General features: G+C 52.3%; 16 protein-coding genes. 2 read left to right on the forward strand and 14 right to left on the reverse strand.

All coding sequences use genetic code 11. The features are described from left to right. The first annotated feature begins 7 nt into the window (after positions 1-7). Entirely contained in the window at positions 8-490 is a 483-nt protein-coding gene (locus BZK41_RS19310; RefSeq protein WP_079939278.1) for a hypothetical protein, read from the forward strand. A 26-nt stretch (positions 491-516) separates the two neighbouring features. Here the strand turns inward: BZK41_RS19310 and BZK41_RS19315 are convergent, their stop codons facing one another. The 14 genes from BZK41_RS19315 to BZK41_RS19380 form a co-directional block, all read right to left on the reverse strand. Next, positions 517-735: an ogr/Delta-like zinc finger family protein gene (locus BZK41_RS19315; protein ID WP_075208030.1), complete on the reverse strand. Its 219-nt coding sequence runs from the start codon at positions 733-735 to the stop codon at positions 517-519. 67 nt (positions 736-802) lie between these two features. Continuing rightward, on the reverse strand, positions 803-1,903 hold the full coding sequence (locus BZK41_RS19320) for a phage late control D family protein (protein WP_079939198.1): 1,101 nt from the start codon (positions 1,901-1,903) through the stop codon (positions 803-805). Continuing rightward, on the reverse strand, positions 1,900-2,385 hold the full coding sequence (locus BZK41_RS19325; protein ID WP_000980407.1) for a phage tail protein: 486 nt from the start codon (positions 2,383-2,385) through the stop codon (positions 1,900-1,902). The genes BZK41_RS19320 and BZK41_RS19325 overlap by 4 nt, the downstream gene beginning before the upstream one ends. Further along, positions 2,382-5,447: a phage tail tape measure protein gene (locus BZK41_RS19330; RefSeq protein ID WP_079939199.1), complete on the reverse strand. Its 3,066-nt coding sequence runs from the start codon at positions 5,445-5,447 to the stop codon at positions 2,382-2,384. Before BZK41_RS19330 ends, BZK41_RS19325 begins: the two co-directional genes overlap by 4 nt. Beyond that, positions 5,440-5,559, reverse strand: coding sequence for a GpE family phage tail protein (locus BZK41_RS19335; RefSeq protein ID WP_001397628.1), 120 nt, complete (start codon positions 5,557-5,559; stop codon positions 5,440-5,442). The genes BZK41_RS19330 and BZK41_RS19335 overlap by 8 nt, the downstream gene beginning before the upstream one ends. Positions 5,560-5,573: 14 nt before the next feature. Beyond that, entirely contained in the window at positions 5,574-5,876 is a 303-nt protein-coding gene (locus tag BZK41_RS19340; protein WP_079939200.1) for a phage tail assembly protein, read from the reverse strand. Between the two features lie 54 nt (positions 5,877-5,930). Continuing rightward, positions 5,931-6,446, reverse strand: a complete 516-nt coding sequence (locus BZK41_RS19345; protein ID WP_079939201.1) for a phage major tail tube protein — start codon at positions 6,444-6,446, stop codon at positions 5,931-5,933. A gap of 9 nt (positions 6,447-6,455) precedes the next feature. Beyond that, complete coding sequence (locus tag BZK41_RS19350; RefSeq protein WP_079939202.1) at positions 6,456-7,628, reverse strand: phage tail sheath protein; 1,173 nt, start codon at positions 7,626-7,628, stop codon at positions 6,456-6,458. A gap of 251 nt (positions 7,629-7,879) precedes the next feature. Next, the gene (locus BZK41_RS19355; protein WP_079939203.1) at positions 7,880-8,248 is read right to left on the reverse strand and encodes a tail fiber assembly protein; all 369 of its coding nucleotides are present in this window, start codon (positions 8,246-8,248) and stop codon (positions 7,880-7,882) included. Between the two features lie 2 nt (positions 8,249-8,250). Continuing rightward, entirely contained in the window at positions 8,251-9,861 is a 1,611-nt protein-coding gene (locus tag BZK41_RS19360; RefSeq protein ID WP_079939204.1) for a phage tail protein, read from the reverse strand. Continuing rightward, positions 9,858-10,463, reverse strand: coding sequence for a phage tail protein I (locus BZK41_RS19365; protein WP_001397640.1), 606 nt, complete (start codon positions 10,461-10,463; stop codon positions 9,858-9,860). Before BZK41_RS19365 ends, BZK41_RS19360 begins: the two co-directional genes overlap by 4 nt. Next, positions 10,456-11,364: a baseplate assembly protein gene (locus BZK41_RS19370; protein ID WP_079939205.1), complete on the reverse strand. Its 909-nt coding sequence runs from the start codon at positions 11,362-11,364 to the stop codon at positions 10,456-10,458. The genes BZK41_RS19365 and BZK41_RS19370 overlap by 8 nt, the downstream gene beginning before the upstream one ends. Then, positions 11,351-11,710, reverse strand: a complete 360-nt coding sequence (locus BZK41_RS19375; protein WP_079939206.1) for a GPW/gp25 family protein — start codon at positions 11,708-11,710, stop codon at positions 11,351-11,353. The genes BZK41_RS19370 and BZK41_RS19375 overlap by 14 nt, the downstream gene beginning before the upstream one ends. After that, positions 11,707-12,285, reverse strand: coding sequence for a phage baseplate assembly protein V (locus BZK41_RS19380; RefSeq protein ID WP_079939207.1), 579 nt, complete (start codon positions 12,283-12,285; stop codon positions 11,707-11,709). Before BZK41_RS19380 ends, BZK41_RS19375 begins: the two co-directional genes overlap by 4 nt. Before the next feature lie 120 nt (positions 12,286-12,405). Here BZK41_RS19380 and BZK41_RS19385 point away from each other — a divergent pair, with 120 nt between their 5' ends. Continuing rightward, complete coding sequence (locus tag BZK41_RS19385; protein ID WP_139762628.1) at positions 12,406-14,067, forward strand: hypothetical protein; 1,662 nt, start codon at positions 12,406-12,408, stop codon at positions 14,065-14,067. Positions 14,068-14,123 lie beyond the last annotated feature (56 nt).

The following is a 14,123-nucleotide window of genomic DNA, read 5'->3' on the forward strand; positions in this document are numbered from 1 at the left end:
GATTCACATGGAAGAAATGCACTTTGTTTACATCAATGCGAATGCGCGCATTGGTGCCCATTCAATAAGCAGTGTTAGCCACAGCGATAACCACATTCAGGGTATATGCCAATCAGCCCATTCAATAAGAACGTTTCGTAAAGATAGAATACTTCAAGAATGCACATCTGCTGATGAAGCACAGCAAGCCTGTCAGTCCTTCCTACCAGAAAATTACATCCATCTAACCAAGTCGACCAAGCCCAAAACCCTAACTTTTGACGTCTGTTTTACAGGTTTCAAAAAGGCAGATAAAGAGCGTTTGATTGAAGTTGCCGAGGCGCACAGCATGACAGTGAGAAGTTCCGTTACTCAAAATCTGCAGATGCTTTGTTGCGGATACAATGCCGGTCCTTCCAAAGTAAATGCTGCACGCATGAAGGGTACGATCATCATTGATGAAGAAAGTTTTGTGCATTTTATAGAAACGGGTGAAATTCCTGACGCGTAAAAAACCTGCCGCAGCAGGTTCTTATTTTAAAAATTCATGTGCCCTTGACCACCCGGCGTAGGGTGCGGCGGGGCATTATTGATTATTGTCGTGGTAACGATAAATCGTACAACCGTTTCATGGGTGACAAATGTGCTGCCGCAATTAATGTTCTGGCACTGGCAGTAACGCTCCTTCGTGCTGTCAGTAACCTGAAAGCTGCTCCGGGTGTGCGCCGCATGTCCACACTTTGGGCAATTCATCATTTTTTTACTCTCCGCCACCATTAAAATCTCAATAATGATACACAAAGAATCAATATTGAGAACTTATTTATTCCATTTCTAAATCATCAATCTTTACTTCAAGCTCCATGCTGGTCGTAAATCCATTATCCGGGCTGACAGAATGCGTCAGGGTGGTAATGGTCCATTCTGCATCATCGATCGGCTGCTTAAACCCCGTCACCTTCACCGGCATTTCCGTATAGAGATCAGCCCGCCCCTCAGCGAGCTGCAGGGAAAATGAAGCAACCCCACGCTGCAGACGTTCCCACTGCATTTTTGCCGCGCGCTCTGCATTGCTCCGGTTGGCGTAGGTACGATTAAGAACCAGCACGTTTTCATCCGTTCCCACCAGATAATCGCCCTGTTTTGCTTCCGGCTCTTTGGGTGTGGTGGTTTTCTTTCGACGACGCTTAACACTGGTTGTCTCTTTTTTCCTGGGTTCACGCGTATGCAACCAGCTGGCAATAACACCGGTATAGGCACCACGATCAGCAAGGGTGAATCGATGACCGTCACCGGCTTTGCGCGTGATGGTGATAACCGGCAGCGGCTTGCCGCTCGCTGTTCTTCCCTGTCCCTGCCGGATAAACAGCAGATTCCCGTCCTTAACGGAAGCAATCGCCCCATACTGTCTCGCCAGTTTCATCAGAAAACTTGCATCGCTTTCATTGGTCTGGTCCAGATGATCCAGCGCCTTATCCGTCAGGTCTTTACCCAGCGTCATTTTGAGCTTATGCCGGGCGGCGATTTCCTTTACCACCTCCCCCACCGTTGTCTGATGCCATGATTTTTCGCGCCGTGTATTGAGGGTTTCACGGAAATCTGCGCTACGCGCCCGGATGGTCAACCGGTCAGGGGCACCGCTGTGTTCAATTTCATCCACAGTAAAAGCCCCTTTAGGGAAAAGCGGCTGGCCTTTCCAGCCCAGCGCCAGCTGAATCACTGCCCCACGTCGCGGCAGGGCGATCAGCCCGTCGGCGTCGTCCAGCTCCAGATCAAGCTGGTCCGCTTCAAAGCCCCGGTTATCCGTTAGCGTCAGACTCATCAGGCGGGTATCCAGCACGGTCGTCACGTCCTTACCTTCAATGACGATACTGAAAGCCGGGCTTTTGCTGTTCAGATTCAGAAGATCAGAATTAACGTTCACTGCAGCAATCCTCCTACCGTGTTCTTAATCCCCCCAATCGCAGAGGCAGCAGAGTCCTGCAGATTGCTGAGCTGGTCACTTAGGCTCCCGAACATGTCAGACAGCGATTCATCAACCCGTTTGAGGGTAATCGTAAACTCAATGCGCCTGGGCATTCCACTGGCAAAAAACTCCGTCTTTGTCTGGCTCAGACTTTCAATAACAAACATGCCATAAATGGTTCCGCTGCCTTCAATCAAAGGCCAGGCTTTGCCCTGCTCTGCCATCAACTCCAGCGCCAGCAATGACAGCCTGCCTCCGGTCACTTCCGGCAGCAGAACCCCGGACAGTGTCAGTGAATCGTTATCCGGGCCAAGAAACTGCGTTGACGGGCGGCGGTTCACCCGGCTGTTGGCTGCATGTCGCCAGCTGCGCTGATACTGCAGCTCCTGATAAGGGACAGTGCGCAACATAAATACATATAAACCCAGCACCATCATCATGATTCATACCCCCCCTGATCGCTGAAATTGCTGCGCGCTTTTGCCCTAGCCCTGCGTTCCCGCTCCTCAAGCTGGCGTGCCACTTCACGGGCAATATCCTGCGCACTCTGTCCCGGCTGCGCGACGATATGAATGGGCGCATTTATCTCATAACGAATAACTGACGGCGGGCTGTCAGCCTTAACTGGCTGCGTCTGGTATGCCCTCGCAGGCAGACTGAACGGATGAAGCGGAGCCGCTTCTGCAGGTGTCGCAGCTACCCCCATTACGCCTGCAACGACAGAGGCCAGCGCAGCAGTACGCCGCCTGCTGGTGACATTTGCCGGTCCGTTCACAATTTCAGGGCCATTTTCTCCAACAATGCCAAACTGCCCGCGTGGAATGATCCCGCCCGTGTCGTACATCCCTGCGTAAGCCGGGAACCCGCCGGGCGGCAGCACCACTTTGCCGTCACTGTTCACTGTGGCGGATTGCTGCTGCGTGACCTGCGCAGGCAGTTTCGCCTTTGCCGCCTCCTTACTGACAATACCGAGCTTTTCCAGCAGCCACGACACACCGGATTTAAGTGATTCCAGCGGGTGCATCACCATATTCAGACCTTCCGCCAGCGCCTCACCAAACCGGCGCCCCATTGCAGCTGCGCTGTTCAGTTCTTCGGAAGTGGATTTAACCGGCGTAAGTAAATCATTGAACCAGCCCCACAAGGCCTGCACCCTGTCACCAATCCACTGAAACACGGGTCTGAGCGGCTCAAAGGCGGCGCTGATGGGCGCAGCAGCGGCTTTGAACCCTTCCACCACGCCCCCCAGAAATGCACCGATGGGCTGCCAGTATTTCCACACAACCAGCGCCACACCAGCCAGCGCAGCCACAACCAGCCCTATCGGACTTAGCAGCGCGCCCAGCAGGCCAGAAATGCCAAACAGCGCGCCGCGAAGTAATGCCAGCGGACCAGAAACAAGAAAACGCAACACGCCACCGGCAGCTGTCAGCCCACCCCGCAACGCCGCCAGCGGGTTCATCACCATACCGATAACATTACGGATGCCTGACATACCGGCACGGAACACGGCAAGCGGCGCACCTGCCACCGTTTTCAGTGCATTACCCGCAATTCCGGCTGAGCGACGCAGGGAATTAAGCGGGGCACTCAGCAACCCGACACTGCCACCGGATGACGCCATACCCCGACGCAACAGGGAAAGTGGCGCACCTGCCAGCCATGACAGGGCACTGCCAGTACGTGTTACTGCTGCAGCAACGGAAGGTAATGTTTTTAAACCCAGCACAGACAGGCCAAACCGAATCACCGCAATCGGCCCCAGCACAGCAGCCACCGCCACGGCAAGTGTACCCAGCCCGACAGTGATAGCCGCCGTAGCCGCCGCCACTTTCATCAGCGTGCCAGCCAGCACGGGATTCTGCTCCACCCAGCGACGCAGCGCCCCGGTCACGCCCTTAACCATGCCCATAATATCCATCAGCGGCTGGCGCAACGTTTCCCCCAGGCTGCTGAAAGCGTTCTGCGCGCCCGTCTTAACCAGCAACCACTGCGCAGACAATGAATCCTTGTTAATGTCGGATTCTTTCTGCATGGAGCCATCAGCACCACTACCCGAGGTGAGTTTCAACTGGCGCTGCAGCTCAGGCAGGTTGTTAGCCAGTTTCGCCGCATCATCACCAAACTCTTTGCCAAAAAGCATCGTCATTGCAGACAGGCGCTTGTCCTGCGGCAGATTGTTGACCGTCTCCAGAACACGCTGAATGGTGCCCATGGCATCGGTGGTCATCTGCTTTTCAATCTCCTCCGGATTGAGTTTCAGCAGATCCATACCTTCAAAGAAGCGTTTACTTTGCATGGTGGCAATGGACAGCTCACGCACCATGGCATTAGAAGCGCTGGCGGCGATTTCCGGGGCAGCCCCCAAAGAAAGAAATGTTGAACCCAGCGCCGCGGCCTTTCGGAAGTCAAGGCGGTCAGCCACGCCCCCCATGCGCTGCAGGACATTGATAATGTCCCCACCCTTTGACATGGCGTTATCGTCCAGGTAATTCAGCGCATCGCCCAGTTGTTCAATATTACGTGTCGGAACTTTATAGAGCTGCGCGATTTTCCCCAGCCCTTCCGCCAGCTCATCGGCAGGCAGCTCAAAGGCCGTTGCAGCTTTTGCCGCCGTGGATGCAAAGGCCAGCAGGTCACGTTTCTGGTCTTCGTAAGGATCGTCCTGGTTGGTCACGCCCATGCGCGCGCCCCCCTCAACCAGCGCGGCATAATCTATAGCGCCATTCTCCATCGGCAGCTGTTCACTGGCGGCCTTGATAGAGTCCTGCATGTCATAATATTGTTTCGTGCGATTCCCGTTATCGTCCCGCAGGCCATTCATCTGCTTTGCCACGCCTTTCATGGCATCTTCCATGCTGCTATAGCTCTTAACTGCCGCCACAACAGGTACCCCCATCGCCACCCCTACCGCCGTGGTAGTAGCACCTGCCCCGGCGATGCGATCCCGCACCTCAAGGCGTCGGGAATATTGCTCACGGGCAGCATTCATTTTCGCCTGCTGTTCGCCCAGACGTTTCAGGGATTTCTGCTGACGTTCCAGAGCCTGCCTTGTTTCATCTGCATTTTTCCGCAGTTCCCGCTGTGCGCTACTTAGCTGTTTAGTATCGATCCCGGATTCTTTCAGCGCCTGCCGCTGTCTTTGTACCGAACCCAACAGACCGTTGTATGTCTGCTGCAGTTCCTGTACGCGGGTTTTCGCATGGCTAAATAACTTGGCCTGCGCAGCGGTTGGGCGGTTTGTTGCAGCAAACTGAGTGGCAAGTTTTGCGGCTTCTTCGCGTGCGGCGTTGAGATTTTTTGCAGTAATAGCAAGCTGTGACCTGGTTTTACGGAATTCATCAATACGCCCGGCCTGTTTATTCAGTTCTTTCAGGCTGTTCCGGGTGGTTTGAAGCACAGCAGCCAGCTCCCTCGAGCTGGCCTGCGCGGATCGAAATGGGCGGGTGAGCTTGTCAACCGCATTCAGGATCACCTGCAGACGCAGGTTATTGTCACTCATCGCTGGCCCCGCTTCTCTGAATCGCTTTGTGCCGCCACTCCAGCACCTCTGTCAGCGGCATAACGTCAGTGATGGACGGCGACCAGTGAAAGATGGTGGCGATATCCGCCACCAGGTCATCAATCGTCAGGCTGTCGGTAAACCGGCAAGCACCGACTTCTTCAACAAAAAAGTCACCACCTCGACCGACAACGCGGTGAGATCGGCGGGGTCCAGTTCAGCCATTTCCTGTGCGGTCAGCGTTGGGGTGGAAATACGCGGGATCACTGTCATCATGGCCCCCACGTCCATATCCATAATGGCCTGCAGGCAGGTGCCGCGCAGCGCACCGGACTGCGGCTTACGCAGCACAATTTCGGTGATTTGGGTTTTACCTCGCATGATTGGCGTATCCAGTTGTACGGTTTTTTCAGTCAGCTTGTCGCTCATGTTCGTTTCCTGTTAATCAGATACTGGCGCGGATCACCGCGCCGTTAAGTTAAATCAGAGGCCAAGGGCGTTACGGTGTGCTTCCATCAGGTCCACGCCGTCAACGATTTCAATCATGTTGACCAGATCAACCTCATAGAGCACTTCGCCGTTAATGGTCAGCTTCGCGTAGCTGTTGGTGCTGCTGACTTTGGTGGTGCTGCTCTCGCCGGTTTTCCACTCGCCGGAATCCACTTCTTTATGACGCCCGCGCACAACCAGCTCAATGGCCTGAACTTCGCCGGTATCGTCACGCTGAATAGAGCCGGTGAAACGCAGCTGGATGCCGTCAACGGTTGCCTTGCCCATCTGCTTGAATAACAACAGTTCGGTGCCGCCGATTGAAAATTCCGTGTCCAGTGCGCCGTCATCCAGCCCCATATCCACATCCACCGAGCCAGGCATACCGCCGCCGCGATACTTCTCAAACTTGCGGGTGAATTTCGGCAGAGTCAGGGACTCAACGATCCCCTGCCAGTTGTTCCCGTCGTTGAACAGGTTCAGGTGTTTTAACTTGCGTGGTAATGCCATGTATCCCCCTTATGCACTGACACGGCTGGAAAAATCGACCAGGTAGCGATCGGTGATGCGCTGGCGCAGCATCAGATTCTCAAGCGGCGGCACAGGCGTGTAGTCGTAGTCGATGGTGAGTTTCCCGGCTTTCAGGGAGTCTTTATCGTTCACTGACTCATCCAGCCAGCAGTCAGCCCCGATGAGGTATCCCTGATTCACCAGGCTGCGTAATTTGGCGCGAATACCTTCGATAATGTCGCGGGCCAGTGACGGATTCAGTGGCTTATCCACCGCCCACATGTGCCCCTCAGCAATCGTGTCAGCCAGCACCTGCGCCGTGCGGGTGTAGTTCTCAAACGCAAACAATGGATCGTCACTGAGGCAGCGGGAACCCCAGAAGCGGAACCCGTCTTTACAGATCAGCGTGGTGACGTCGTTCTGGTTCAGCAGTCCCGCGTCCGTTGCCGGGTCCTGCAGATCCCAGAACACATCAGCGGAAATACCGGTGACGCCATTCACACCCACGTTGGACAGGGTTTTGTGCCATCCGGTCTGTTCGTCGATTTTGGCGCGCAAACCGAGCGCACGTGCAGAGGCGTAAGCCGTCGCATCGGCTTTTAGCACGGTGTCAAAGTTGATGAAATCAGGCCAGATCAGCATCCCTTCTCGCTGGCTGAAATTGTCCCGGTAAGCAATGGCTTCCTCCACCGTCTTGCAGCCATAGGCAGACAGGTAGGCAAACCCGCGCAGGCTCTGCGCAACACTCATCAGCTCAGTGGCTACCGCCTGCGTGTCATGCCCCGGCACACCGAGAATACGCGGCTTAACTTTCAGTTGCGACTGCGCAGAAAGCAGCGCTTTCATTCCCGTTTTTTTACCGTCGGACGTGACGCCACCGATAATATTGGAGGTGGTTTCCGCTTCGGTTTCGCCCTGCGCCACGCGCACAACAACCGTCACGGGTTTTGACTGGTCGGCAATCGCATCCAGCGAACAGGCCAGCGTGCCGGACTCGCCTGCTTTACCGCTGGCCTCCAGCACATCCGTCAGCAGAACCGGCTTATTGAGAGGGAATACGGACGCATCAGCATCATCGCCGGTGCAGACCATGCCCACGATAGCGGTGCTCACCGTGGTGATAGATCGGGTGCCCTCGTTGACTTCAACAACGCGCACCCCGTGGTGGTAATCCTGAGCCATAAGGCAGTCTCTCCGGTTTACAGGGGGTGTGCCTATGTTCTGGTTGATATGCGCGCGGCGCACGCGCCGGGCTATGTGTGGGAAATAGCACAATTGATATTGACGAAAAATGATCGTTAGCAGCGCATTTAAATTCTTTGAAAGGTTCGTTTCGAACTGGAGGGATGGCTGTGGGCTATGAATGGTGATGTTGCTCTGTTGGGAAAATACCGGGTCTTGCTGCGTGCGTTGACCAGCAAAACCCGTATGCCTCAAGCCTCCGGGGGAACAGGCCAGTTAACATGCTCGGGGTCGGTTGTCACATCAACCGATTTAACATCGTTTTTATAAGCCAACCACGCCGACAGTTTAGCCCTGTTGGCGTCGCTGATTTCACCGAGCATAAGTTCCGTGCGCCAGTCCAGCATCACTTCATCAGCATGTTTAAGAAGTCGCTCGCACTCAAATTCCGCAGCCTGAATAAGTTCTTCATGAGTCGGAGGAGGATTAAGAATTGCCATTGCTTCACTTCTGGTGATTAATATAAGCCCTTCTTTGATAAATGAGTCCTGCGAGCCGTAAGCATCATAAGCATATATCATGTTATTTTCGTCTTTGTAATACTTCATCATCTCTCGCATTTTTATCTCAACTCCGTCCAGGCTTGTAATACAGTGGAAACACCGGCAGCATCCACACGATAATTTGTGTTATTAGGAACAATGAAAAATGCTGTTGCTATAGATGTCTGCGAAGCCGTTGCCCCTCCACCGCCATATTCTTTTCCGTCGACATAGGCATATAAATTAGCTGACGTACCGCCAGTAATTCGGACATACACTGCAATCGGAAAGCCTGTGGAATTGGTATAAGTGACTCCTACACCTCGTGAAGTTCTTAAATCCTGTAGCGTCTGTCCTTTGCCAAGAGATGGGTAAGTCTGTATTGCGGTGGTTACAGCTGCCTGTGGCATGACCAAAGCATTCGATCCCCCCATTGAATTAACAAGCTGAACAAGACCGGCTATTGCTGTTGTGGCCCCTTCTGCGGTGTACTTTGTTTTAGCCAGATTGAAGGCGTTCATTGCAGCGTCATAAGCTATTTTTACTGCGCCTGGTGTTGCTGCTTCCTTGTTACTTTCGTCCGTCACACCACCGTTTAAACGTACAAGTCCTTTCTGTGATGTTGTGGCATCTACAATACGAAGGTATTCGAGAAGCCCTGAAATGCTTTTCCCGCTGAGATTCGTCAGCGTGGCATCAAGTGGCTGTTTTCCCGCCAGCGCGTTCATCACTGTTGTCGCAAAGTTAGGATCATTCCCCAGCGCAGCCGCCAGTTCATTCAGTGTGTCCAGCGCCTCCGGCGACGAACCAACCAGCCCCGCAACAGCAGATTTCACAAACGCGGTAGTGGCAATCTGCGTATTATTCGTTGACTGAACAGCAGTGGGAGCCGTTGGCGCTCCGGTCAGGGCCGGACTTGCCAACGGTGCTTTCAGTGCCAGCGCATTATTAATTGTGGTACTGAAATTCGGATCATTATTGATAGCTGCTGCAATTTCTTTCAGCGTATCCAGCGTTGCCGGTGCGCCACCAATCAGGGTAAGAATAGCAGCCTGTACAAATGCGGTGCTGGCAATCAGGGTGCTGTTGTTTCCTGCCGGTGGCGTTGGCGTTTTAGGCATACCAGTCAGAGTCGGACTGTCTTTTGGTGCATATTGCGAATGAGGATCAACAGCAGCAAGATGCTTTGCCATCAGGTCATCCACATACACCTTAAGCTCCAGCACCTTGTCATCCACATATTTGCGGGTTGCCAGAACCACAGCAGGGTCAATTTTCAGGGTGATGTTATCGGTGCTGCTGGTAATCAGTACCATACGCACGGTCTGCGTGCGTCCGCTGCCCTCCGCCAGTTTCGGCTTGTAGCTCTCCGGGCAGTTTCCCACAGCAATCAGCGCGCCGGTTTCATCAAACAGGCCGACTTCACGGATCCACCACCCGCCCTCATTTTCCGGAATCACCTGCTCAGCAATAATCTGGCTGCTATTCTGCGGGTCGATATACAGCATATTCAGCGCTGCGCGGCGTTCCTCAGCCACTAACGCGGTCTGTTGCGCGTTGGGTGTTGGCAGCACACCGCCACCGCTCCCCACCGCCATATGGGTAATTTTCAACGGGACACCGAGCGCGGCGGCGCTTGCCAGTTTCGCCGCGCCGATATCCGTCAGCAGGGTGTAAAATTTTGCGCTCATGGGTTCACTCTCATCGTGTCAATAACATGGACCGCCCCGCCCTCATAAGCGGTGCCGCCGGAAATAATGGTTTCGTTGATATACGGGTAGATCGTGATTTCTTCGCCGGTGTAGGTGGCTGCACCCACAAAATACGGGCCGCCTGTCTGCAGGTTGATGGACATACCAACCAGATGACGGCTGCATGGTTTGGCGTCACCGATCAGGCGCTCCAGTTCCAGATAGGTTTCTTCTGTTATGCCCTGGTCCTGCACGCCAATATCCAGACGGAACGTCCCCGGTGTTTCGCCGGTCTGCCACCACTCAATGATGCGGATCAGGAAGCCGAACGGCTCCACCACGCGCCGCACGGCGCTGGTTGTCCCCTTGTGCTGATGGATATAAAAAGCGTCCTGCACAACACGGCGCTTGACGCTTTCTGTCCAGCTCTCATCCCATCGGTCAACAGAAAACGCCCAGGCCAGATAAGGCAGGAATCTGATCGGACAGGTTGCCGGGTTCCACAAATCACGCAGCGATACCTGCAGATCGGAAATCCCGCTGCAGGTCTGCGCCAGTCGGCGTTCAAGCGGCGACGAACCCGGCGGCAGCAGACTATTCATCCGTGCCCCCGTTGGTAACGCGCCATTCGGTACAGGATGCCGCCTGCGTCTTATCCAGCACCACATCCTCCAGCGGGGACAACAGTTCAACACGCTGGACGCCCTCCACGTGCAACGCGGCATAAATAGCGCTGCGGCGGATATCACGTCCCAGCCGCGTCTGACTGGCGATATATTTCTGCAGACTGGCTTTTGCTTCTGCCATCACCGGCTCAGCCTCCGGCCCCGGATACAGGAAGATCGTCGCATCCACGCTGTACGGAATAATTTCAGCGCTGCGCACCGTCAGGCGGTCTGCCACCGGGCGAACCTTTTCACTGTTAAGCGCCTGCTCAACCACCGCCAGCAGGTCAGCCCCTGCCGTACCGTCACCCTCGCGGCTCAGTACCGTAAGCACCACCTCAGCCGGTGCCGGACTGATTGCGCTGGCATCCGCCACGCGCCCGTCGGCACTTCTGGCATGGAACTCATAGGCTCCCGTCGGCCCTGCAACGGACAGCCCCTCAAATGCTGCAGGAATGCGCTGGCGTAATGCTTCATCACTTTCCATCACTGCGGCGACTGGTGGCTCCGCGTCATTATCGGCAGGTACTACCGTCAGACGTTTCACGTTGCAGTTACCTGCCAGTTGCTCAAGGTCATTTCCCATGGAATAGGCCACCATGACCGCCTGCGCAGCCTCATTAATACGCTGGCGCAGCAGGATTTCTCGGTAAGTATTTTCCTGCAGTAGTTTGGTGACGGGTTCTGACTCCAGCGCTAACGTACGCATAACGGCCTCCTGTTCATCAGCCGGATGGAGGGCCACAAAGGCGGCCTTGCGTTCTGCCAGGAATGCCTCAAAGTCCGGCACGTCCACAATCTGCGGCGGCGGTAGCCGGGAAAGGTCAATGACTGCCATTGTCTGCTCCTGTTGATACGGAAAGGGAAACTGTCGCGCCGTTATTGCTGTACCCGGTAAGCTCAACCACCATAGAGCCGTCAAAATTGCCGTTGATGGTGATGGAGTCCAGCGTAAGGCGCGGCTCCCAGCGGTTCAGCGCCACATAGACCGCAGACATAATCTGCAGGCGCAGCGCCGGGTTCTGCGGCTGGTCAATCAGGGCAGAAAGCAGGGAGCCATATTCCCGACGAGCAAGACGACTGCCCTGCGGCGTCAGCAGAATATCCCGCACCGACTGGCGCAGATGGTCTGTATCTTCAATGGCCTGCCCGTCGTTCCTGCTCATACCGATATACAACGTCATACCGGACCTCCCGTGTTAGCACCGCCTTTCAGAACGCCAGTATGCTCATGGTCATCAACTACGATCCCGTTAGAACTCATTGCGCCGCCGCCCTGGGTGACGCCGCCATTGATCACCACCTCGCTGTTAATGCGCGTGGTGTCAGCCTCCACCACAAACTCACCGGTTTTGTAAGTGACGCTGTCTGCTGCCTCGATCACCATGGATTTGATGCCCCTGACATGCCATCGTCCGGTGGCGGGTTCATACTCAAACCATCCCCCGTCCGGGTACTCCGTCACGCAACCGCCCACGGAATCCGACGGCGGAGGAAACTGATTGGAGTAGATGGCGGGCAGCACAAAGGCGGTTTCCAGATTACCGCCCATGCTCAGCACCACCACCTGCTCATCCGGCGACGGACACCACCATGTACGGGCACCACCGGCGCGCAGCGTCAGCCAGTTAATCCAGTTAGTTTCAAGCTCGCCCACTTTCACCCGACACAGCCACTTTTCCCGGTCCACTTCGGTCACAGTGCCGGTGCGGATCAGGTTGGTGATAAGGCGCATGATTTCTGTTAGTTGTGCGTTCATAGTTCGATTTTGAATCGCACTAAATAGATTTTCTTTACAAATGTATTGTATGGTTAACGATACAATTCGATACTTTATTTGGTGAATGTTATGCTACAAATCTGTAATGGGAATTTTTTGTTGACAGATAAACTCTATAAGACTCTGCACCGAACCCCTCTCTACACAAATTTAGTAATACCACCAGAGGGAATTGATTTTTGCATTGGCAAAATATCTCCAACCTCAATGTTTCTATCTCCTAAAGTTTTAATCTGCGAAATTGAGGAGAGTCAACCTGCCGAGAATCCCGACGGTAGCCAAGCTATGTTCATAGCAACAACAGGACAAGACTTGATGAATGACTTATCTCACGTATTATCTTTTTATTTCGGCGGACTCTGCACAACATCTCACTCATTTGCATCACAACTTTTAAATGACAAGAAGGTATCAGGAAATGCAAATCGTGATTTTATTTATCGTTTCTTTGATGATAGGGTTTTAGTCAGAAAGGAGCAGATTTCTGAGTTTCAATCATTTTTTAGCAAACTAGTAAACTCACCTAGAAAACATTACGAAAAAGCAATACAAGCAATTCGGCGTTTTGTTACTGCATCGATCAGAATATCCGATGATTTGGATGCTGCTTATACTCTATTTGTTGCATCAATTGAATCGTTAGCACAGGATCAAAATGATAGCGAAGTAGGCTGGGGAGACGTAGATCTAAGGAAAAGGCAAGGGTTAGATAAAATTTTAAGAACTTTAGATGAGCATACAGCTCACTTAATTAGAACCGAAATCATAAGTCACGAACACTTAGCTCTAAGTCGCAAATTTCTTACAACAGCAATGAATTCTCTGGATAGAGACTTTTACAACAACAAAAGTAAAAGTTTTAGATTGGCTGGTGAAAATGAGATTAGAATTGCAATAAAAAACGCTTACAACCTTCGGTCTAAATATGTCCACGCATTAAAACCCCTACCATCTGAAATATCAACACCACATACTCTTAGCTATTGTATTGACGTTGACAACAAGCCTCACCTAACCTTCAATGGATTATCAGCAGTTAATAGGAAGGTTATTCTTAAGTATATAGATGACATGCCTCATTGTGATAAAGAATCCTTAGATACCATGAGATTCACTCCGGGTGTGGTCTACGCGCAGATGTCAGAAATATATTGGATGCATGATATTAGAGTTTTAAGGAAAGATAATTACCTGTCGCTTTTCGATGCAGTGTTGTCTCGCATTGAGCATGGAATTATCGCACAAAAGCATGAAATACCAGATATGCAACCGATGGTTAATGAAATCGGGAAAAAACTTTCAAGTGAAAACAACAGAGACAACATAATATTATTGATGGCAATGTTATTTTTACTATCATTTTTTTATGGTTTTTCATTAGATAAAAAGCATGAAAAGACAATAAAAAAACACGAACACATTTATAGTGACAAAGGAATTATAATGTTACTTATAAATACCCTTTACCTAAATAAACTTGATAATATTAGCGAATACCACACATCATTTAAAAGATACATTGAGACAAAATATCAAAAGGGAAAGCTTAGGCTATCAGAGTTCTTTGAGTCTCTAATTTGCGCTAACTTAATCAATCACTTTATTGAAAGTGGCAACTCTGATGCAGAGCAGGAACTTTTAAATTACATAGATTTTAACACTCCGAACTCGCCTATAAAAACACATGATCTTGATCGAAGCCAGTGCAGGAAGTTTGACATACCAAGCTATTTAAAAATGAATAAAAAAGACGACTCCTAGTCAGAGGTACGAAAGAGTGTGCTAAAACACACTCTTTCATCAAATCAGCACATCTT

The organism is Citrobacter sp. A316 (assembly GCF_002042945.1).
Classification (GTDB): Bacteria; Pseudomonadota; Gammaproteobacteria; order Enterobacterales; family Enterobacteriaceae; genus Citrobacter; species Citrobacter portucalensis.